Origin of the sequence: Streptomyces griseochromogenes (assembly GCF_001542625.1) — a bacterium.
Classification (GTDB): Bacteria; Actinomycetota; Actinomycetes; order Streptomycetales; family Streptomycetaceae; genus Streptomyces; species Streptomyces griseochromogenes.
This window is the reverse complement of record NZ_CP016279.1, coordinates 4,148,762-4,170,353: the sequence shown is the minus strand read 5'-3', so window position 1 is coordinate 4,170,353 and position 21,592 is coordinate 4,148,762. Positions and strand designations below refer to the sequence as shown.

The 21,592-nt window shown below is 73.5% G+C and carries 14 protein-coding genes; 10 read left to right on the top strand and 4 right to left on the bottom strand.

Features of this window, described 5'->3' with window-relative positions:
- Position 1 precedes the first annotated feature (1 nt).
- Positions 2 to 2,512, bottom strand: coding sequence for a SpoIIE family protein phosphatase (locus AVL59_RS17645; RefSeq protein WP_079146754.1), 2,511 nt, complete (start codon positions 2,510 to 2,512; stop codon positions 2 to 4).
- 143 nt (positions 2,513 to 2,655) lie between these two features.
- On the opposite strand from AVL59_RS17645, the gene lanKC reads away from it, so the two are divergent.
- From lanKC to AVL59_RS17625, 4 genes are all read left to right on the top strand, one after another.
- Positions 2,656 to 5,337 (top strand): class III lanthionine synthetase LanKC, encoded by a 2,682-nt coding sequence (gene lanKC, locus AVL59_RS17640; protein ID WP_067305250.1) that lies wholly within the window; start codon positions 2,656 to 2,658, stop codon positions 5,335 to 5,337.
- Between the two features lie 52 nt (positions 5,338 to 5,389).
- Entirely contained in the window at positions 5,390 to 5,503 is a 114-nt protein-coding gene (locus AVL59_RS17635; protein WP_067305247.1) for a SapB/AmfS family lanthipeptide, read from the top strand.
- Between the two features lie 96 nt (positions 5,504 to 5,599).
- Positions 5,600 to 7,300, top strand: coding sequence for an ATP-binding cassette domain-containing protein (locus AVL59_RS17630; protein ID WP_067305244.1), 1,701 nt, complete (start codon positions 5,600 to 5,602; stop codon positions 7,298 to 7,300).
- Complete coding sequence (locus AVL59_RS17625; RefSeq protein ID WP_237281534.1) at positions 7,297 to 9,123, top strand: ATP-binding cassette domain-containing protein; 1,827 nt, start codon at positions 7,297 to 7,299, stop codon at positions 9,121 to 9,123. The genes AVL59_RS17630 and AVL59_RS17625 overlap by 4 nt, the downstream gene beginning before the upstream one ends.
- On the opposite strand, the gene AVL59_RS17620 is transcribed toward AVL59_RS17625, so the two are convergent.
- Positions 9,124 to 9,732, bottom strand: coding sequence for a response regulator transcription factor (locus AVL59_RS17620; RefSeq protein ID WP_067305241.1), 609 nt, complete (start codon positions 9,730 to 9,732; stop codon positions 9,124 to 9,126).
- Between the two features lie 352 nt (positions 9,733 to 10,084).
- On the opposite strand from AVL59_RS17620, the gene AVL59_RS17615 reads away from it, so the two are divergent.
- On the top strand, positions 10,085 to 12,223 hold the full coding sequence (locus tag AVL59_RS17615) for a SpoIIE family protein phosphatase (RefSeq protein WP_067317401.1): 2,139 nt from the start codon (positions 10,085 to 10,087) through the stop codon (positions 12,221 to 12,223).
- Positions 12,224 to 12,366: 143 nt separating this feature from the next.
- On the opposite strand, the gene AVL59_RS17610 is transcribed toward AVL59_RS17615, so the two are convergent.
- Positions 12,367 to 13,800, bottom strand: coding sequence for a S1 family peptidase (locus AVL59_RS17610; protein ID WP_067305239.1), 1,434 nt, complete (start codon positions 13,798 to 13,800; stop codon positions 12,367 to 12,369).
- A 198-nt stretch (positions 13,801 to 13,998) separates the two neighbouring features.
- On the opposite strand from AVL59_RS17610, the gene AVL59_RS17605 reads away from it, so the two are divergent.
- The 5 genes from AVL59_RS17605 (at position 13,999) to AVL59_RS17585 (ending at position 21,040) form a co-directional block, all read left to right on the top strand.
- Positions 13,999 to 14,412, top strand: coding sequence for a PaaI family thioesterase (locus AVL59_RS17605; protein WP_067305237.1), 414 nt, complete (start codon positions 13,999 to 14,001; stop codon positions 14,410 to 14,412).
- Between the two features lie 452 nt (positions 14,413 to 14,864).
- The gene (locus AVL59_RS17600) at positions 14,865 to 15,080 is read left to right on the top strand and encodes a hypothetical protein (protein WP_066994879.1); all 216 of its coding nucleotides are present in this window, start codon (positions 14,865 to 14,867) and stop codon (positions 15,078 to 15,080) included.
- Positions 15,081 to 15,196: 116 nt separating this feature from the next.
- The gene (locus tag AVL59_RS17595) at positions 15,197 to 16,003 is read left to right on the top strand and encodes an HlyD family efflux transporter periplasmic adaptor subunit (protein ID WP_067305234.1); all 807 of its coding nucleotides are present in this window, start codon (positions 15,197 to 15,199) and stop codon (positions 16,001 to 16,003) included.
- Positions 16,000 to 18,222 carry an NHLP family bacteriocin export ABC transporter peptidase/permease/ATPase subunit gene (locus tag AVL59_RS17590; protein ID WP_067305232.1) on the top strand — a complete coding sequence of 741 codons (2,223 nt, stop codon included), beginning with the start codon at positions 16,000 to 16,002 and terminating at the stop codon, positions 18,220 to 18,222. The genes AVL59_RS17595 and AVL59_RS17590 overlap by 4 nt, the downstream gene beginning before the upstream one ends.
- A gap of 1 nt (position 18,223) precedes the next feature.
- Entirely contained in the window at positions 18,224 to 21,040 is a 2,817-nt protein-coding gene (locus tag AVL59_RS17585) for an NHLP bacteriocin export ABC transporter permease/ATPase subunit (RefSeq protein WP_067305230.1), read from the top strand.
- A 7-nt stretch (positions 21,041 to 21,047) separates the two neighbouring features.
- Here the strand turns inward: AVL59_RS17585 and AVL59_RS17580 are convergent, their stop codons facing one another.
- Entirely contained in the window at positions 21,048 to 21,575 is a 528-nt protein-coding gene (locus tag AVL59_RS17580) for an SRPBCC family protein (RefSeq protein ID WP_067305227.1), read from the bottom strand.
- Positions 21,576 to 21,592: the final 17 nt, after the last annotated feature.

The following is a 21,592-nucleotide window of genomic DNA, read 5'->3' as shown; positions in this document are numbered from 1 at the left end:
GTCACCTCTCGGGGACGATCTCCGCCCAGACCTGTTTGCCGCCGCTGACCGGCACGGTTCCCCAGGCTGCCGACACCGCCTCCACCAGCAGGATGCCGCGGCCTCCGGTGGCCTCCCAGCCGATGTGGGTGGGCTTGACGGGGCTGCGCGGAGAGGCGTCGGCGACGGCGAGCCGGAGCCGGTGGTTCAGCAGGCTGAGGTCCAGGCGGACCTGGCCGCCGGTGTGCACGAGCGCGTTGGTGACCAGCTCGGAGACGATCAGCAGGGCCGTGTCGATGGTCTCGGGCGACACCGACCAGGCGCGCAGGGTGCGCCGGGTGAAGCGACGGGCGTGGCGGACGGCTTCGGGCAGCCGCCACACGGTCCAGGTCTCGCGCAGCGGGCGTACGGCCATGCCGTCGTAGCGCATCAGCAGCAGGGCGACGTCGTCGCTTCGGTGGGCGCCGGTGAGCAGGGCGTCGGCGACCTGGCCCAGATGGCCCGGGTCGGCGGCGGCGAGGGCGCGGGTGAGCCGGTCGAGACCGACGTCGATGTCGACCTCGGCGGACTCCACCAGGCCGTCGGTGGTGAGCGCGAGAACGGTGCCGGGCCGGAGCCCGAGCGGTGTCATCGGGAACTCGGCCTGGCCGAGCACGCCGAGCGGCGGGCCGCCCTCGGCCGCCACTATCTCGGTGGAGCCGTCCGGGTGGCGCAGCACGGGCGGCAGATGGCCGGCGCGCACGCACCAGGCGGTGCCCTGCTCCATGTCGGCGTCGACGTAGCAGCAGGTGGCGAAGAGGTCGGTCTCCATCTCCAGCAGCAGCCGGTTGGCGTGCGCGACGACCACGTCCGGAGTGTGGCCCTCGGTCGCGTAGGCGCGCAGGGCGGTGCGCATCTGGCCCATCAGGGTGGCGGCGCCCGCGTTGTGGCCCTGGACGTCACCGATGACGAAGGCCACGTGGTTGTCGGCCAGCGGGATCACGTCGTACCAGTCGCCGCCCACCTCCAGTCCGGCGGTGGTGGGCAGATAGCGGGCGACGGCGACCGCGCCGGGCAGCCGGGGCAGGCGGCGTGGCAGCAGGGTGCGCTGGAGCATACCGACGAGCTCGTGCTCGGCGTCGAAGGCGTGGGCGCGAAGGAGGGCCTGGCCCGTCAGGCCCGCGCAGGCGGTGAGCAGGGCGCGTTCGTCGGCTCCGAAGTCGTGCGGCCGGTCCCAGCCGATCAGGCAGGCGCCGGCCATGCGGCCGCCCGCGGGCAGCGGCAGCACGGCGAGGCCTCCGGGGCCCACATCGGCGAGGGCGGGCTCCAGCGGGGAGCCGGCGGGCCAGATCCGGGCGCGGCCCGCGCGCAGGGCGGCGGCCAGGGTCGGCATGGCGCGCACCGGCGCGTCGGGCCATTCGGTGCGCCACTCGGTGCGCCAGACCTCCGGCCAGGCCTCGGGTTCGGGCGGGTCGAGGACGGTGACGACGAGGCGTTCGTTCTCGAGTTCGGCCAGGGCGATGCGGTCGGCCCGCAGGGGTTCGCGCAGGGCGGCGACCACGGCCTGGCCGACGTCGTTGACCGTGCCGGCCATGGCGAGGGCGGCGGCCAGGCGCTGCACACGGGCCACGTCGGTGATGTCGGAGCGCAGGGTGGAGGCGTCCGCGACGGTGCCGACGAGGCAGGCCGGGCGGCCCTCACCGCCGGGCAGCAGCCGGCCGCGCAGCCGGAGCCACTTGGGCGAGCCGGAGGCCTGCAGGACGCGGAACTCCAGCTCGCGGTCGCCGATCGTCATGTGGTCGGCCTCCACCACCGACATCAGGGCGGGCAGGTCCTCGGGCACGGTGAGGCCGAGCAGCGTCTCCACCCTGCCGTCGAACTCGTCCCGGCCGATCCCGAAGAGCGCGAGGATCCCGTCGCCGACCTCGACCCGGCCGGTGTCCACGGCCAGGCTGAAGGCATCGGCCCGCAGCTCGCCGGTCTCCGCGGCCGCGGCGACGTGCGCGGGTACGGCGATCGCCCGGGCGATCAGCTCCAGGCAGGCCCGGTCGTCGGTGCCGAAGCCGCCCGGGTGCTCGCCGACGGCGACGAGACAGCCGCTGCCGGCCGGACGGAGCGGCAGGACGGCCAGGGAGAAGTCCGCCGAGGGCGTGCGGCGCGCCTCGGGGCAGTCGGCCAGCTCGTCCGGGCCGAGCCAGAGGGGCCGCCCGGTGCGGTGGACCTCGGCGACCGGGGAGCCGCCCACGGCGGGATAACCGTCCCTGAGGCCGTACAGCGTGCGGGGCAGGCCGGCCGACTCGGCCAGGAACAGCATCGAGGAGTCGTCGCCGGGTGTGTACACGCCCGCGAACGCCGCCACCGCGAACACAAGCGCCTGTTCGAGGACGCGGCGCAGCCGGTCGGGCGCGGCGGGCGCGGCCGTGACCGTTTCGAGGGCGACTTCGGCACGCTCCGTCCTCGTTCCACGCACCACCGCAGCACCCTTACTGGCCACTTCGCCATTACAGCGCGGATGAGCCGCCCGCGCAGCCCCCGTGAGCGCTCCGGGCGTCATGCGCGCGCGTCGACTCGAAACCTGCCGAACACATCTTTACCCATGCGTTCCGCACGGTGATCTCATGACAGTCATTACTGTCCGCGACGGACCGCCTCCTGCGAGTGTCTACCGGGTCAGCGACGGAGGGGGGCGCAAAGCGCATGGACAAGCGGTACGAGGTGTACGCGCTCGCCGACCGGCACTTCTACGACACGCCCGACCGGCTCTCGGCGGACGGGAACGAGCCGGCGCCGCAGTTCACGGCGGCGCGCCGTCCGGTACCGGACGGCTGGCACGCGGCACGCACCGGCGACTGGCTGATGCTGACCCCGCTCGACGAGAACGGCGCGCCGCTCCCGTCGCCCGCCCAGGGCTGGAAGATCCACTCCTCGGCGACCGCGGCGAACGCGGAGCGGATCGCCGAGGCCGTGTGGGACTACTGCGTGCCGCGCCGCATACCGTTCAAGTTCGTGCCGTCGACGCATCAGCTGCACCTGCGCAACGCCAAGTACGCGGGCCGCGACAGCAGCGGAAAGTTCGTCACCGTCTATCCGGCGGGCGAGGAGGAGCTGCACCGGGTGCTGCGCGAGCTCGGCGCGCTGCTGGAGGGCTGCGAGGGGCCGTACATCCTGACCGATCTGCGCTGGGGCGAGGGTCCGCTCTACGTCCGCTACGGTGCCTTCGCGCGCCGGTACGTCGTCGACGAGCGCGGCTCGCTGGTCCCGGCGGTGACCGACGGCGAGGGGCGCATGGTACCGGACCGCAGAGCGCCGTCCTTCCAGGTGCCGGACTGGGTCACGCTGCCGGAGTTCCTGCGGCCGCATCTCGAGGCCCGCAACACCACGACGGTGGGCGAGCTGCCGTACCGCATCGAGAAGGCGCTGCACTTCTCCAACGGCGGCGGGGTGTACGTCGGCACGGACACCCGCGACGGGCGCCGGGTGGTGCTGAAGGAGGGGCGTCCGCACGCGGGGCTCGCGGGCGACGGGGCGGACGCGGTGACCCGGCTGGAGCGGGAGAAGGCCGCTCTGGAGCGGGCCGCCGGGACCGGGGTGGTGCCCGAGGTGCGGGACTGGTTCGCCCTCGGCGACCACCGGTTCCTGGTGATGGACCACCTGGAGGGCCGCCCGCTCAACTCGTTCTTCGCCGAACGGCATCCGCTGCTCACCACCGATCCCGACCCGGCGAAGGTCGCCGCGTACACGGCGTGGGCGCTGCGCATCCACCGGGCCGTGGAGCGGGCGGTGGAGGCCGTCCACGCGCGCGGACTGGTCTTCAACGACCTGCACGTCTTCAACGTCATGGTCGCGCCGGACGAGGAGACGGTGTACCTCATCGACTTCGAGGCGGCCGCCCCCGCCGCGGACAACGGCCGACAGACGGTGGCCCACCCCGGCTTCTTCGCCCCGCCGGACCGCCGCGGCAAGGACGTCGACCGGTACGCGCTGGCCTGTCTGCGCCTCGCCCTGTTCCTTCCCGTGACCACGCTCTTCGTGGTGGACCGGGACAAGGCCGCCCATCTGGCGGATGTGATCGCCGAGGAGTTCCCGGGCGTGCCGCGCGCCTTCCTGGACGAGGCGGTCGCCGAGATCACCCGCAACACGGCGGGCGGGCAGGCCCGGCCCTCCTCCGCGCCCCTGGTGGTGCCGGGCGACTGGCCCTACAGCCGGGACTCGATGGTCAAGGCGATCCTCGCCTCCGCGACCCCGGAGCGCGAGGACCGGCTCTTCCCCGGCGACATCGCCCAGTTCTCCGACGGCGGCGGCCTCGGGCTCGCCCATGGAGCGGCCGGGGTGCTGTACGCGCTGGAGGACTGCGGCGCCGGCCGGTACGACGAGGGCGAGCGCTGGCTGCTGGACCACACCGCCCCGCCCCCGCCCGGCACGCCGCTCGGCCTGTACGACGGTCTCGCGGGCGTCGCTCTGGTCCTCGACCGGCTCGGCCACCGGCAGCGGGCGCTGGACCTGATCGACGGCATCCTGCGGGAGAACTGGCGCAACCTCTCCTCCGACCTGCACGGCGGCCTCGCCGGACTCGGCCTGGTCCTCGGCCGGCTCGCGGACTCGACCGGCGAGCCCGAGCTGCGCACCCATGCCGCCGAGGCCGCCGAGATCCTCGTACGACGCCTCGCCGAGCCGGTCCCGGACACGCCCCGGCGGCGGGCCGGGCTGCTGCGCGGCGCGAGCGGCCCCGCGCTGTTCCTGCTCCGCCGCTACGCGCAGACCGGTGAGCCGCGGCTTCTGGTGGCGGCGGCCGAGGCGCTCCGGCGCGACCTCGGCTGCTGTGTCGTCCAGGAGGCGGGCGGCGGCCTGGAGGTGGACGAGGGCTGGCGGACGCTGCCCTACCTCGGGGACGGGAGCGTGGGGATCGGACTGGTCCTCGACGACTACCTGGCACTGGCGGGTGACGACGGCCGGAGATTCGCCTCGCTCGCCCGGGCGGCGGACGAGGGCCGCGAGTCGGCTCTGTTCGCCCACGCGGCCGACGCCACCGGTGAGTTCGAGCGGGCCCGGGCCGGCATCCTCACCGCCGCCACCTCCCGCTTCTACGCGCAGCCCGGCCTCTTCCAGGGCCGCGCCGGGATGATCCTGCACCTCGCCCGCACCGCCGCGCCCCGGGAGCGGCTGGAGCGGCAGATCGCGGGGCTCGGCTGGTTCGCCATGCCCTACCAGGGCCAACTCGCCTTCCCGGGGCACCAGATGATGCGGCTCTCCATGGACCTCGCCACCGGAACGGCGGGCTGCCTGCTCGCGCTCGCGTCGGCCCTGGACCCCGAGCGCACCGCGCACCTGCCCTTCCTCGCGCCGCCACCGGCGGCCCTCACACGCGGCTCCGCGATCTGACGGAGTCGTGACATCACAACCCCCGTCCCCGATATAGGGAAAGGACCCGATCATGGCACTTCTCGACCTGCAGATCCTCGACTCCGACGAGCACACCCACACCGGCGCGAGCACGCTGAGCCTGCTGTCCTGCGTCTCGGCGGCGAGCGTTCTGCTCTGTCTCTGACCGGCCCGGTGAGGCCATGGCTCCGGGCGTCCCTCTCCCCGCGCGGGAGGGGTACGTCCGGAGCCTTCCCGTCCGATCCGACGCGAGGCACAGCCGATGACGCCCCCGCCCGACGCTCCCGCACGTCTGCCGCGTGCCGTGCTGCGGCACGCCGGTGCCCGCTGCGCGGCCCTGTGCGCCGTGAGTGCGGCCGCCACTGCCGCCGGACTGCTGCTGCCCGCCGCGCTCGGCCGCACCCTCGACCTCCTGCTGGCCCACGCCCCGGCCGCCCGCTGGGTGGCCTGCTGTGCGGGCCTGGTGCTGCTGCTCGCGGTGCTGGACGGGTGCGCTGGCGTGCTCACCGGTACCGTCGACGCCCGGGCGACCGCCTGGCTGCGCGGCCGGGTCACCGGGCATGTGCTGGCCGTGGGCCCGCGCGCGGGTGCCCGGTTCGGCGCCGGGGATCTCGTGGCGCGGCTGGTCGGCGGCGCCGCGCAGGCCGGGACGGCGCCGGGTGCGCTGGCCGCGCTGCTCGCGGGGCTCGCCGGGCCGGTCGGGGGCGTGCTGGCGCTCGGCCTCATCGACCCGTGGCTGGCGGCCGTTTTCCTCGCCGGTGCGCCGGTCCTGGCACTGCTGCTGCGTGCCTTCGCCCGGGACACGTCGGCGTGCGCGGCCGACTACCAGCGCGTGCAGGGCCGGATCGCCGGCGCGCTCGCGGAGGCGGTCGGCGGCTCCCGCACGATCCGGGCCGCCGGTGTGGCGGACCGGGAGGCGGCCCGGATCCTCGCACCGTTGCCCGAGCTGTCCCGCGCCGGGCACCGCATGTGGCGGGTGCAGGGGCGGGCCGCCGCGCAAGCCGTCACGGTGGCACCGCTGCTGAACCTGGGCGTGGTCGCGGTGGCCGGGCTGCTGCTCGTCCGGCACCGCCTCACGGTGGGCGAGGTGCTGGCCGCTTCCCGGTACGCGGTCCTCGCGACGGGAGTCGGCGTGCTGGTCGGCCACCTGGCCGCGCTCTCCCGGGCCCGCGCGGCGAGCGCACGGCTCACCGAGGTGCTGTCCGAGCCGGCACCCGGGTTCGGCACCCGGCAGCTGCCGCCCGGCCCGGGGCGGCTGGAGCTGCGGGGTGTGACGGCCCGCCGGGGCCGGCGCACCGTCCTGGACGGCGTCGACCTGATCGTGCCCGGCGGCACGACCCTCGCCGTGGTCGGCCGCTCCGGCACCGGCAAGTCCCTGCTCGCCGAACTCGCCGGGCGGCTCGCCGACCCGGACGCGGGCGAGGTCCTGCTCGACGGGGTTCCGCTGCGCGCCGTCGCCCACGCGGACCTGCGCGGCGCGGTCTCCTACGCCTTCGAACGCCCCGCCCTGCTCGGCGCGACCATCGAGGACACCATCGCGTTCGGGCTCACCTCGCCGCCGCCCGACCGGATCCGGTCGGCCGCCACCGCGGCCCGTGCCGACGCCTACGTCCGCCGTCTGCCCCACGGCTACGCCACCCTGTGCTCCGAGGCGCCCCGCTCCGGCGGGGAGTCCCAACGCCTCGGCCTCGCCCGCGCCTTCGCCCACGGCGGCCGTCTGCTGATCCTGGACGACGCCCTCTCCAGCCTCGACACGGTCACCGAGCACCAGATCACCGAGTCCCTGCTGGCCCCGGGCGAGGGCCCCACCCGACTGCTGATCGCCCACCGCACGGCCACGGCGGCCCGCGCCGACACGGTCGCCTGGCTGGACGGGGGCGGGGTCAGGGCGGTGGGCACGCATGCCGAGCTGTGGCGGGACGCGGCGTACCGAGCGGTGTTCGGCGAGGAGGCCCGCGGGTGAGCGCGCGCCGGGCGCCCGGCCGGGACGGGGAGTCCTCGCCGGCGGTACGAGACCGGGCCGTACGGTTCCTGCGGACGCGGTGGCGGGTGCTGGTGCGGCTCGGCGTCTGGTCCGTCCTGGAGGCCGGGCAGACCTTCCTGGCCGGGTACGCGCTGGCGCGGGCGATGGACGCCGGGTTCCTGGCCGGGAACACACGGGTGGGTCTGCTGTGGCTCGGGGCGGCCGGGCTCGCGGTGGGCGCCGGGGCGTTCGGGACCGGGCGGGTGTACGGCGTGGTCGCCGCACTCGTCGAACCGGTCCGGGACCGCCTGGTGTCGGCGGTGGTCGGGCGCGGGGTGCGGGAGGCGGACTCCGGAACGCTGTCCGGGCTCACCCAGCAGGTGGAGATCGCCCGGGACACCCTCGCGGGCCTGGTGCTGGTCTCCCGCTCGTTCCTGTTCACCGCCGCAGGCGCGCTGATCGGCCTGTTCTCGCTGGCCCCGCTGCTGCTGGCGGTCGTCCTGCCCGCGCTGGTGGCCGGGGTGGGCCTGTTCGCGGCGACGCTGCGGCCGCTGGCCCGCCGTCAGGAGGCCTTCCTCGCCGCCGACGAAGCGCTCGCCGAGGACCTGGGGGCCGTGTGCCAGGGCCTTCGGGACGTCACCGCCGCCGGCGCGGAAGCGAGGGTCGCGGCCGGCACCGGGGAGCGGATCGACGCGGAGCGGTGGGCCGCCCGAGCCCTGGCCCGCTGGAGCGTGGCCCGCGTGGCCGCCCTGGCGGTGGGCGGCGAGCTGCCCGTGGTCCTCCTGCTCGCCACCGCGCCCTGGCTGCTGGGCCACGGGGTGACCCCGGGTGCTCTGGTCGGCGCGCTCGCCTACGTCACCCAGTCCCTGCTCCCCGCCCTGCAGAACCTCGTCCACGGCCTGGGCACCAGCGGTTCCCGCCTCACCGTGGTCCTGCGCCGTCTGCTCCCTGCGGCGGAGTCCGGGGCGCCACGCCCCGATGTCCGACCCGATCCGCCCGGGACGCCAAGTCCGACACGCGCGCACGACGAGCCGGACGCCGCACCGGAGCGACACGACTCGCCCGGCCTTCACACACGGCTGACGCCACCCGCCGCCCCCGCCCTCACCCTCGCCTCCGTCACCTTCGCCTACGGTCCCGCCAGTGAGCCCGTCCTCGACGGACTCGACCTCGTCGTCCCCGTAGGCGGTCATCTCGCCGTCGTGGGCCCGAGCGGGATCGGGAAGTCGACGCTCACCGGGCTGGTCGCCGGACTGCTCGAACCCCGGGAAGGGGTCATCCGGGTGTGCGGAGACAGCGTGCCCTCGCCGCAGGCGGCCGCCTCCCGCGTGCTGATCCCGCAGGAGGCGTACGTCCACAGCGGCACCGTCGCCGAGAATCTGGGCCTGCTGCGCCGGGACCCGGTACCGGAGGCGGAGCTGCTGGCCGCCGCCGAGGCGGTCGGGATGACCCCGCTGCTGCGCGCGCTCGGTGGCCCCGGGGGCAGGGTCGACCCGACCGCCCTGTCGGCGGGCGAGCGGCAGCTGATCGCGCTGGCCCGGGCCTATCTCTCACCCGCGCCGCTCGCCCTGCTCGACGAGGCGACCTGCCATCTCGACCCCGAGGCCGAGGCACGCGCCGAGCGGGCGTTCGCGGCGCGCCCGGGCGGCACCCTGGTGGTCGTCGCGCACCGCGTCAGCTCCGCCCGCCGCGCCGCCCGCGTCCTGGTGATGGACGGCCCGCGCACCGCCTGCGGCTCCCATGACGAACTGCTGCGGACCTCGCCCCTGTACCGCGACCTGGCCGGAGGCCGGCCGGCCCGGCCCGCCGCACCGGTCCGTTGATCACACCCACCCCTCCCCCCGCGATATCCGGATCGCGTCGATGCGGTTGCGCGCCCCGGTCTTACGGGTGATCGCCGCCATGTAGTTGCGCACGGTGCCGTGCGACAGGTGCAGGCTCCCGGCGATCTCCGCGACGGACTCCCCGGCGGCCGCCAGGGACAGCACGCTCAGCTCGCGTCTGGTCAACGGCATCTGCGCCGCCTTGAGGAAGCCGAAGCCCAGCGACGCATCGACGAAACGTTCCCTCTCCGCGACGCAGCGGATCGCCCGCACCAGAGCGTCCGGCGAGCCCGCCTTGTCGACGAAGCCGAGCGCCCCCGCCTCGGCCGCCTGCTTCAGCAGCCCGGGCCGGTTCGCACTGGCCAGCACCACGAGTGCCGGGGGCCGGCCGGCCGTACCCGGCGGGAACAGCTCGCCGAGCGGCGGCACACCGTGCCCGTCACCGCACTCCAGGTCCGCCGCGCACACGTCCGGGCACGAGGAGCGCACCTTCGAGGGCGCGGCGCGCCACGGTGTGTCCTCCACCTGCAGCTCGGGTGCCCGCCGCAGCCATTCGGCCAGAACCGATCGCACCAGACATGCGTCGTGCACCAGAAGTACCCGGATCACTCCCCGCCCCCCAGTTTGTCCGTACCTCACCCTGCATCGCCTTGCTCGCGTCTTCGGGTGTTCAGCGCGTGCCCCATTCTTGGGCAATGTGACCGTTCGCGGGCGCGGAGATCCGGCCATCAGGGTGCGTGGGGGCGCACGCGGGGCGCCCGTACGCCGCCTTGCGCTTCAGCCCGGGGTGCATGGCTCGGGCCGAGCGGGGTATCCGGAGGAACGCCGGGGCAACAGCGCTCCTTCGCAGGTCAGAGCCGCCCCCGGCGCGTGCGGCGGGTGTTCGCCGTGCGTGGCGCGCCCCCGCGAGGGAGCCTTGATCCCAGGATGCGTCGCGCGGCCGTACGAGGAGGTGGTCGGCGTGTCCGACGGGCCAGGGCCTGCGCAGGCACCGGCGGCCCCCAGGGCGCCGGTCAGCAGGCCGGTGCTGTCGCTCGCGCTGGCCTCGATGATCGAGGACGTGGGCGCGCACTCCGGCGGGGTGTATCTGCTCAGACCCGACGAGCCGGTCCTGGAGATGGCCGTGATGGCGGGAATGCCCCGGGCGTTCGCGGCTCCGTGGGAGCGGGTCGGGCTGAGCGCACCGATCCCGGTCGCGCAGGCGGTGCGGGAGCGGCGGGTGGTGTGGGTGGGCGGCGAGGAGGAGATGGCCCGCCGCTATCCGCGCATCGCGGTGGTGCTGCCGTACCCGTTCGCGCTGGCCGCGCTGCCGGTCGCGACGGCGGACCGGGTCTACGGCGCCGTGTTCGTGACCTGGCCCGGCACGCACCCGCCCGAGCTGTCCGCATGGGAGCGCAAGGCTCTGACGTCGGACTGCGAGCGGCTGGCCCTGCGGCTGGCGCGGGCCGAGGAGGAGAAGCGGCCGCTGGGCCCCGAGGCCGACCTGCTGGCGAACGCGGGCTCGGTTGTGGCGAGCACGCTGGGGTCGGTGGAGGCGGCGCGGCTGGTGGCCCGGCTGCCGTTCGGGCTGATGTCGCTCGATCTGAACGGCCGGATGGCGTTCGTCAACCCCGCTGCCGCCGAGCTGCTCGGCAGACCCGTAGCGGAACTGATGGGCACGCTGCCGTGGGTGTCGGTGCCCTGGCTCAACGATCCGATGTACGAGGACCGGTACCGGGCCGCGCTGATCAGCCAGCAGGTGACCTCGTTCGTGGCGCTGCGCCCGCCGGGCGATTGGCTCTCGTTCCGGATGTATCCGAGCACGACCGGGCTGAGCGTGCATGTCAGCCCGGCCCGGGCGGTGGCGGAGATGGCGCGGGGGACGCCCCGGCCCGGCCCGGGGCCCTCCCGGCTGGTGGCCATCTCGCAGGTACTGAGCCTGGCCGGCGCGCTGACCGAGGCGGTGGGGGTGCAGGACGTGGTGCAGCTGGTCGCGGACGAGATCGCACCTGCGGTCGGCGGTCAGGCGCTTCTGGTCCTCGGCTCACAGGGCGGCCGGCTGCATGTGCTGGGGCATCGCGGATACCCGGACCCTCACGTCGTGGAGCGGTTCGACGGACTGCCGCTGAGCGAGCGCACCCCGGGCGCACATGTGCTGACCAGCGGGGTACCGGCGTTCTTCGACTCGCGGGAGCAACTGGAGCGGCTGTACCCGTGCCATCGGACGAGCCCGGACGGGTTCGCGGCGTGGGCGTATGTGCCCCTGATCGCGTCGGGGCGGCCGGTGGGCACCTGGGTGCTGGCGTTCGCCGAGCGGCATGTCTTCCTCGCCGAGGAACGGGCGGTGCTGACCAGCCTCGGCGGCCTGATCGCGCAAGCACTGGAGCGCGCCCTGCTCTACGACGCCGAGCACCGGCTGGCCCAGGGGCTTCAGGAGTCGCTGCTGCCGCACACCCTGGCGCCGCCGCCCGGCATCGAGGCGGCCGCCCGCTATCTGCCGGCCACCCAGGGGATGGAGATCGGCGGCGACTTCTACGACCTGGTGCCGAGCAGGCCGCTGGCGGCGGCGGTGATCGGGGACGTCCAGGGCCACAACGTGACGGCGGCGGCGCTGATGGGGCAGATCCGCACCGGGGTACGGGCGTACACGACGGTGGGCCAGGCACCCGAGGAGGTGATGGGCAGCACCAACCGGCTGCTCATCGACCTCGGCACCGACCTGTTCGCCAGCTGCCTGTATCTACGGCTGGACCCGGCCCGGGGACGAGCAGTGATGGCGCGCGCCGGGCACCCGCCACCACTGCTCAGACGGCCGGACGGACGGGTGCGGGTGCTGGACCTGGCGGGCGGCCCGCTCCTGGGCATCGACTCCGGGGCGGTCTACCCGACGACCGAGGTCTCCCTGGCTCCCGGATCGGTCCTGGCCCTGTACACGGACGGTCTGGTGGAGTCGCCCGGTATGGACATCGAGGACGCCCTGGTCGACCTGGGCGCGCTGTTCGCCGAGATCGGCCACCGGCCTCTGGAGGACCTGGCCGACGAGCTGGTGCGGCACAGCGTGGCGGCGCGGGAGCGGGTGGACGACATGGCGGTGCTGCTGCTGCGGGCGCACGACGGCTGAGCCGCCCGGCGCGGCGCACACGGTCCGGCCCTCCCGCCGGAGGGCCGGACCGTCCCTGCCGGCCGGAACCGCTGTGGGCCGGTCAGGGACTCCCGGGACGGCCCGGGGTGTCGTAGTCCCCCGAGGTCCCGTTGCGGGACGGGTCAGTTGGTCCCGGTGACGGACGACGAGCCGTCGCCCGTGCCCGCGCCGGACGGGTCATCGGTGCCCGCGCCCGCACCCGACTGGTCGCCGGTACCCGCGCCCGCACCCGACTGGTCGCCGGTACCCGTGCCGGTGCCGCTCTGGTCTCCGGCCGAGGCGGACGGGTCGGCGGTGCCGCCGATCTGGTTGCCGCCCGCCTGGTCGCCGGCACCGGACTGGTCGCCGGCCGAGGCGGAGGGGTCGGCGCTGCCGGACTGGTCGCCCGCACCCGCCTGACCGCCCGCCCCGTTGCCGCCGTCGCCGAGGGTGGCGCCGGTGGCCTGGAGGGCGGCGGTGACCGGCTGGAAGAAGGTCTCGCCGCCGCTGGTGCAGTCGCCGCTGCCGCCGGAGGTGAGGCCGACCGCGCCGCCGTCCTGGGTGAACAGGGAGCCGCCGCTGTCGCCGGGCTCGGCGCAGACGTTGGTCTGGATGAGGCCGTTGACGGTGTCGACCCCGCCCGGGTTCGTCTCGCTCTGGAAGTTGACGGTGGCGTCGAGGCCGGTCACCTGGCCGTTGTGCAGACCGGTGGTGGAGCCCATGCGGAACACGGTCTCGCCGACGGTGGCGTCCTGGGCCTGGGTGATCTGCACGGTCTGGCCGTTGCCGGCGTTGACCTCGCTGGGCGCCTGGGTGGTGGCGTCGTTGTACTTCACGAGCGAGAAGTCGTTGCCGGGGAATTTGGCCTGGTCGACGGTGGCGACGGGCTGGCCGTTCTGGGAGTCGGACCAGTCCTTGGCGGCGACGCCGCAGTGACCGGCCGTCAGGAAGGCCGGGCTGCCGTCGGATGCCTTGACGTTGAAGCCGAGGGAGCAGCGCACGTTGCCGCCCTGCGCCTGGGCGAAGATGGCGTCGCCGCCCGAGACGAAGGTCTTGAAGGAACCGGCGGACTTCTTCAGCGTCGCCATGCCGGAGCCGAGACCGCGCACGGTCGACTGCAGTCTGTCCCACTTGGCGCCGGTGACGCTGGAGTCGGCGCTGACCACGACCTTGTCGGTGCGCGGGTCGACGGCCCAGGCGGTGCCCGGAATGGTCGCCTTGCTCTTCAGGGTGTGCGCGGCGGCCTTGAGTTCGGCGGCGCTGTTCTCGACCTGGCGGACGACCGCTCCCGCCTTCTTCGCCTGCGCGAGCACGTTGCTGTCGCCGTTGACCACATTGACGACCAGCTGCTTCTTGCCGCTGTCGTAGTAGGACCCGGCGACGGCGTCACCGAGCAGCTTCTGCAACTGCGCGGCGAGACCCGAGGCGTCCGAGGCCTTCATGGTCTTCGCGGTACCTGCGGCGCCGGCGGCATCGTCGTTCTTGTCCTGCGACGCGTTGGCATTGGGCAGCAGGAGAGCCGCCGCTCCGAGCGCCGCGACACCGCCCACCGCTATCGCAGCCTTGCGCTTCGGCATTCGCTTGTGACTCAAACTTCTCGACCTCCTGGGTACGGGGGTCTGCCGCTGTCGGGCAGTTGATCGGGGGCGCCTGGATGGCTGTAGGTACGGGCGGGTCACGCGGTGCGTTCAATTCCGGTTGCCAACTTCCGTGCCACGGCGGTGATTCGGCCACGCTCCGCGTGTCGTGCCGTACGGCCGGGAAGAATCCCCCATATGACGATGACCACCGCCGAAGCCGACAAGATCCTCTCCGCCAACTTCGCCCCCTGGGTCCTCGACCTCGGGCTGTCCGTCGCGGCCGTGAGCGAGGACCGCGCGCTCCTGCGTCTGCCCTGGTCGGACCGGCTGGCCCGGGAGGGCGGCGCACTGTCGGGGCAGGCGCTGATGGCGGCGGCCGACACGGCGACGGTGATCGCGGTCTCGGCCGCGCGGGGCGGCTTCGTGCCGATGACGACCGTGCAGCAGTCGACGTCCTTCCAGCGGGCGGTGACCGGTTCGGATGTCTTGATCGAAGCGGTCCTGACCAAGCTGGGCCGGCGGATGGCGTTCGCGGACATCACGCTGAGCGACGCCGGATCGGGTGCGCTCGCGGCGCGTGCGACCACGGTCTATGCACTGATGGGCTGACACGCTCAGCTACCGATCAGTAGCGGTCCGTTCCGAACACGTACCGGAATCCCTGCTTCAGGGAATCTACACATTGAATACTCAACCAAGTCACCGGCGCCCCCGGTTCTGCACATTCGCGCGCCCCCCTGCATGCCTTTGGCGCGGTGTGCCGGATTCGCGTCCCGACGGGCAAGTGCCGGCTTGCGACGATGCCGTGCGCCATGTGAAGGAGTCGCCGACAAGCCGTGCGCGCGCCTGCACGGATGGACCCCTGCGTGAGCCAAGTTGCCTGGTGAGAGGCCTGGTTGATTGGAAGCGCGCCCTGCGCGCGTGCTTTGATCCATCGCACCGCGGGGGTCCCCCGGGCCTCCGGAGACGGAAGCCCGGCACCCGCGGAGCGCGGCCGTCGTCTGTCCCCAGAGGGGGCCGCTCCCCCCTTGTGAAATATCCATACGAAGGGAAGTTCCATCATGAACTCCACCCCCCAGGTTGAGACCGTCGAGATCTCGGACGCCGAGCTGGACAACGTCTCCGGCGGTCTGTCCGTGAACGCCCTGAACACCGTCACCGGCGCCGTGAACGGCGTTGCCCCGGTTTCCGGCCTGGTGGACACGGTCGTCGGCACCGTCGAGGGTGTCACCGGCCTGAACGTGGCCCCGGTTTCCGGCCTGGTCGCCGGTCTCTGATCGCACCTAGGTGTGACCGAAGTCCCGGAGCCGCCCCCCGGCTCCGGGACTCTCGGGTTCCCGAAGGAGCCCGAACCCTGTCGTGACGATGTCTCTCCTCGGGTGAGGGAAGTTCCGTGCAGTTCCGCCAACAGGCCCTCGCCAAGCTCCAGTCACCGGAGGAGCTGGACCTTCCGGTGCGGCTGGCCCGTCCCCAGGGCTGGCTCGCGCTCGGCGTCACCGTCGTCGTCATGGCGGCGGCCTCCGTGTGGGCGGTGACCGGTTCGGTCGCCTCCACGGTGGGCGCCCAGGCCATCCTCACCCACGGGCAGGGCAGCTATCTGCTGCAGAGTCCCGTGGCCGGCCAGGTCACGGCCGTACTCGCCCGGCAGGGCGAACGGCTGCCCCCGAACTCGCCCGTCCTCAAGGTGCGCACGAGTCAGGGCGATTCGGTGGTCCGTACCGTCGCCGCGGGCCGCGTCACCGCGCTCGCCGCCACCATCGGTCAGATCATCCAGACCGGCACCGATGTGGCCGCTGTCGAGAAGGTCGCCCGCGCCTCCGACCCGCTGTACGCCACCGTGTACGTCCCCGCCGAGAACGCCGCGGCCATCCCGGCGCACGCCGCCGTGGACCTCACGGTGTCCTCGGTGCCGACCCAGCGGTACGGCGTGCTGCGCGGACATGTGAAGTCGGTGGACCGCACCGCGCAGTCCGCCCAGTCCATCGCCGCGTTCCTCGGCGACAGCCAGCTCGGCGAGCAGTTCACGAAGAAGGGCCGCCCGGTGGCGGTCCTGGTCGAGCTCGACAAGTCGTCCGGCACCAAGAGCGGCTACCGGTGGTCCTCCGCGGACGGACCGCCGTACAGGCTCGACTCCATGACCCTCGCCTCCGGTTCGATCCGGCTGGCCGACCAGCATCCCGTCGATTGGCTGCTGCCGTGAGCACCACTCAGGAAACCCGCGGCCGCAGACGGGCCGCCCCGGCCCGGCGCCCGGTCCCCAAGCCCCGTGGCGGCACGGTCCGCACCCCCACCGTCCTCCAGATGGAGGCCGTCGAGTGCGGCGCCGCCTCCCTCGCGATGGTGCTGGGCCACTACGGCCGGCACGTCCCGCTGGAGGAGCTGCGCATCGCCTGCGGCGTCTCCCGCGACGGCTCGCGCGCCAGCAACCTGCTCAAGGCGGCCCGCGGCTACGGCCTGACCGCCAAGGGCATGCAGATGGACCTGGCGGCCCTCGCCGAGGTCGCCGCACCGGCCATCCTGTTCTGGGAGTTCAACCACTACGTCGTCTACGACGGGATGGGCCGCCGCTTCGGCCGGCGCGGGGTGTACATCAACGACCCCGCCAAGGGCCGCCGTTTCGTGCCCATGGAGGAGTTCGACGGCAGCTTCACCGGTGTCGTGCTGGTGATGGAGCCGGGCGACGGCTTCAGCAAGGGCGGCCGCAGGCCCGGTGTGCTCGGCGCGATGCCGGCCCGGCTGCGCGGCACCGCGGGCACCCTGCCCGCCGCGGTCCTGGCCAGCCTGCTGCTGGTGGCGGTGGGCGCGGCGGTGCCCGCGCTCAGCCGTACCTACATCGACATGTTCCTCATCGGCGGGCAGACCTCCCTGCTCGGCGTGCTGTTCGCGTCGATGGCCACGTGCGTGCTGCTCACCCTGGTGCTGACCTGGCTCCAGCAGGCCAACCTGCTGCACGGCCGGATCATCTCCTCCACCCTCTCCAGCGCCCGCTTCCTGCGCCATCTGCTGCGGCTGCCGGTCACGTTCTTCTCCCAGCGCAGCCCGGCCGACCTGGTGCAGCGGCTGCAGTCCAACGACCAGGTCGCCGAGACGCTGGCCCGCGATCTGGCGGCGGCGGGCGTGGACGCGATCGTGGTCGTGCTGTACGCCGTGCTGCTGTACACCTACGACCCGCAGCTGACGTTCGTCGGCATCGGTGTGGCTCTGCTGAACGTGGTGGCCATGCGGCTGGTCGTACGGCTGCGCGCGACCCGGACGGCGAAGCTGCGCGCGGACACCGCCCGGCTCACCAACACCTCCTACACCGGCCTTCAGCTGATCGAGACGATGAAGGCGACCGGCGGCGAGGACGGCTACTTCCGCAAGTGGGCCGGGCAGCACGCCACCACGCTGGAGGAGCAGCAGCGGCTCGGTGTGCCGAGCGCCTGGCTCGGCGTGGTCGCGCCGACGCTGGCCACGCTCAACAGCGCGCTGATCCTGTGGATCGGCGGTCTGCGGGCGGTCGAGGGCCACATCTCGGTGGGTCTGCTCGTCGCCTTCCAGGCGCTGGTCACCCGCTTCACGGCCCCGCTGACCCGGCTCAACGGCGTGGCGGGCCGGATCCAGGACTTCGCGGCCGACGTGGCACGGCTGAAGGACGTGGAGAACTTCCAGGCCGACCCGCTCTACGCCCGCCCGGGCGGCGGCGACTCGACGCGCCGGCTGCAGGGGCATGTCGAGCTGGAGAACGTGACCTTCGGCTACAGCCCGCTGGACCAGCCGCTGCTGACCGGCTTCGATCTGACCGTCGGGCCCGGTCAGCAGGTGGCCCTGGTCGGCGGCTCGGGCAGCGGCAAGTCCACGGTCTCCAGGCTCATCTCGGGCCTGTACACGCCCTGGGACGGGGTGATCCGTATCGACGGCCGCCGCCTGGAGGACATCCCGCGCGGCGCGCTGGCCTCCTCCGTCTCCTTCGTCGACCAGGACGTGTTCCTCTTCGAGGGCTCGGTCCGCGACAACGTGGCCCTGTGGGATCCGTCGATCCCGGACGAGGCCGTGCTGGAGGCGCTGAAGGACGCGGCCCTGTACGACGTGGTCATGCGCAGGCCCGGTGGCGTCCACAGCAAGGTGGAGCAGGACGGCCGGAACTTCTCCGGCGGGCAGCGCCAGCGCCTGGAGATCGCCCGGGCACTGGTCAGGCGGCCCAGCATCCTCGTCCTCGACGAGGTGACCAGCGCGCTGGACGCGGAGACGGAGCTGGTCGTGATGGACAACCTGCGCCGGCGCGGCTGCGCCTGCGTGGTGATCGCCCACCGGCTCAGCACGGTCCGGGACAGCGACGAGATCGTGGTGCTCCAGCACGGCGCGGTCGTCGAGCGCGGGCGGCACGAGGAGCTGGTGGCGCACTCGGGCGCGTACGCCGCGCTGGTCAGGGAGCGATGAGATGACGACCGTCGGCGAAGGCGATCTCGTTCTCGGTGCGCTGGGGTCCATGGGCACGCGCATCGACTGCGCGGGCTTCAACCGGCTCGACCTGGAAGGCCCGCAGGTGCTGTGGCTGGTCGCGGCCGGCGCCCTGGACCTGTTCGCGGTGGACGCCGCCCAGCAGGGCCACTGGCACCACCTCGGCCGCCTGGAGGCGGGCGCGCTGCTGCTCGGCCCGGTCGCGGGACCCCAGCACACCCTGGTGGCCCGCCCGGCGCGGGACTGCGTGGTGCACCGGATCAACCTGCGCGAGCTGTACCAGCCCGCCCACACCCAGACATGGTCGTACGACGAGTACGGCAACCCGCAGTACGTCCCCCCGGCGTCGAGCCCGCTGGAGTACGCGGTCGCGCTGGGCGTCGGCCGCGGCCTGTCCGTCCTCTTCCAGGCCCCGATGGCCGAGGAGCGCGCCGCCGCGCCCGCCGACGACGACGTGTTCTGGATGCAGGTGCCGCCGGGCAGCGTCCAGTACGGCTCGCTGTACGGCGCGGAGGCAGTCGCCGACCTGCTGATGGACCCGGCTCTGTGGCAGAGCATGGTCGATCAGCAGTACCGGCTGCTGACCGCGCTGGACCGGTGGATCGAGCAGCTGGAGCGCACCCACGAGACGCGCGCGGCCGCCGGGATCAAGGCCGGTGAGGCGGTCCGCGCCCAGGCCGACCAGACACTGCTCGCCTCCATCGGCAAACGCTCGGCCCGGCGTACGACGGCAGCCGACGCCGACGCCACCTACGCGGCCTGCAAGCTGGCCGCCGAGGCGGCCGGAATCACTCTCGCGGAGCCCGCGCAGAGCGGTACCGAGAGCGAGCGCCTGGACCCGGTGGAGCGGGTGGCCCTGGCCTCCCGGGTCCGTGCCCGGGCCGTACGGCTCGACGGCCGCTGGTGGCGGGAGAACGTGGGTCCGCTGGTGGGGCACCGGGCGCTGTCCGGGGCGCCGGTCGCGCTGCTGTGGCGGCGTGGCGGCTATGTGGCCGTGCACCCGGGCACCGGACGCGAGACGCCGATCGAGAAGGCGAACGCCGAGGAGTTCGAGCCGCGCGCGGTGATGTTCTACCGGCCGCTGCCCGAGCGGCGGCTCGGTCCGCTCGGGCTGCTGCGGTTCAGCCTGCGCGGCACCCGCGGCGACCTGGTCAACCTGATGCTGGCCGGGCTGGTGACGGTGGCGATCGGCGCGCTGGTGCCGATCGCGACGGGCAAGGTGCTCGGCGAGTACGTGCCGAGGGCCCAGACCGGCCTGATCGTCCAGGTCTGTCTGGCGGTGATGATCAGCGGTGTCGTGTCGGCGGCGTTCACGCTGCTGGAGAACCTGACCATCCTGCGCCTGGAGGGCCGTATCGAGTCGGCGCTGCAGCCGGCCGTCTGGGACCGGCTGCTCAGGCTGCCGACCCGGTTCTTCACCCAGCGCTCCACCGGTGAGCTCGCCAGTGCCGCCATGGGCATCAGCGCGATCCGGCGGCTGCTGGCGGGCGTCGGTCCGGTGGTCGCGCAGTCGGTGACGGTCGGCGCGATGAACCTCGGTCTGCTGCTGTGGTACAGCGTGCCGATGGCGCTCGCGGCGATCGGCATGCTCGTCGTCATCGCGGCGGTGTTCCTGGGGCTCGGGCTGTGGCAGGTGCGCTGGCAGCGCCGGCTCGTGGTGCTCGGCAACAAGCTGAACAACCAGGCTTTCCAGACCTTGCGGGGCCTGCCGAAGCTGCGCGTGGCGGCGGCGGAGAACTACGCGTACGCCGCCTGGGCCCGGGAGTTCGCGCACAGCCGGGAACTCCAGCAGAAGGTCGGCCGGATCAAGAACCTCACCTCGGTGCTGGGCGCGGTCTATCTGCCGGTGTGCACCCTGCTGATGTTCATGCTGCTGGCCGGTCCGGCGAAGGGCGCGATGTCGGCGGCGGCCTTCCTCACCTTCAACACCTCGGTGACGATGGTGCTGACCTCGGTCACCCAGCTCACCGGCTCCTTCGTCTCGGCGGTGGCCGCGCTGCCGCTGTTCGAGGAGATCAGGCCGGTCCTGGACGCCACGCCCGAGGTGCGCACGGCGAGCACGCGTCCGGGCCCGCTGTCCGGTGCGGTGGAGGCCCGCAGGCTCTCCTTCCGGTACGCCGACGATGGGCCGCTCGTCCTGGACGACGTCTCCTTCTCCGTCCGTCCGGGCGAGTTCGTGGCGGTCGTCGGCCCCAGCGGCTGCGGCAAGTCCACCCTGCTGCGTCTGCTGATCGGCTTCGACAAGCCGGTCTCGGGCAGCGTCCTGTACGACGGGCAGGACCTGGGGGCCCTCGACCAGTCGGCGGTGCGCCGCCAGTGCGGGGTCGTCCTCCAGCACGCGCAGCCGTTCACCGGCTCCATCCTGGACGTCATCTGCGGCACCGAGCCGTACACGCCCGAGGAGGCGATGGCGGCGGCCGAGATGGCGGGGCTCGCGGAGGACATCAAGCGCATGCCGATGGGCCTGCACACGATCGTGGCGGGCAACGGCGCCATCTCCGGCGGGCAGCGGCAGCGCCTGATGATCGCCCAGGCACTGATCCGGCGCCCGCGGATCCTGTTCTTCGACGAGGCGACCAGCGCCCTCGACAACGACACCCAGCGCATCGTCATCGAGAGCACCCGCAAGCTGAACGCCACGCGCATCGTCATCGCCCACCGCCTGTCGACGGTGCTGGACGCCGACCGGGTCGTCGTGATGGAGGACGGCAGGGTCATCCAGCAGGGCCGGCCCGCCGACCTCCTCGCGGACACCGCGGGCCGACTGCACGAGCTGGTGCGGCGGCAGCTGGCGTAGGCCCGGCTCAGTCCAGGCCGGGTACGGGCGCGCCCGAGGGCACTCCGGCTCCGATGTAGCCGTCGTAGAACTCCTTCCACGGCGCGCTCGGTCCGGCGTGCGGTCCCTCGAAACGCTCGCCGCGCGCCTTGGCGTCGAGGGCGGCCAGGCACACCTCCCAGCCGGCGCCGTTGCGGGCGGCGGTGTTCTCGGCGTCGAGGACGTTGGTGAGCGTGAAGCGGGCGCGTCCTTCGCCGGCCTCCTCCAGGTCGAAGTGGAGTTCGTCGCCGCCCCACTCGAAGGACAGGTGCCGCGGCGGGTCGAGGGCGAGGATGCGGCCGGTGAACTCCGGTGTGCCCGGCTCGCCGAAGAAGCGGACGGGCGCGCCCGCGCGCAGTTCGATCTCGACCTGGAACGGGAACCACCCGGCCAGCTCGTCCGGGTCGGTCACGAAGTGCCAGACGCGATCGACCGGATGGTCGTAGGTGCGGCTGAAACGGACGGCGGGGCGGCCGTCCTCCAGGGTCAGATAGGTACCGGTGAGGTCGACGGACATGGTGCTCGGTCCTTCGT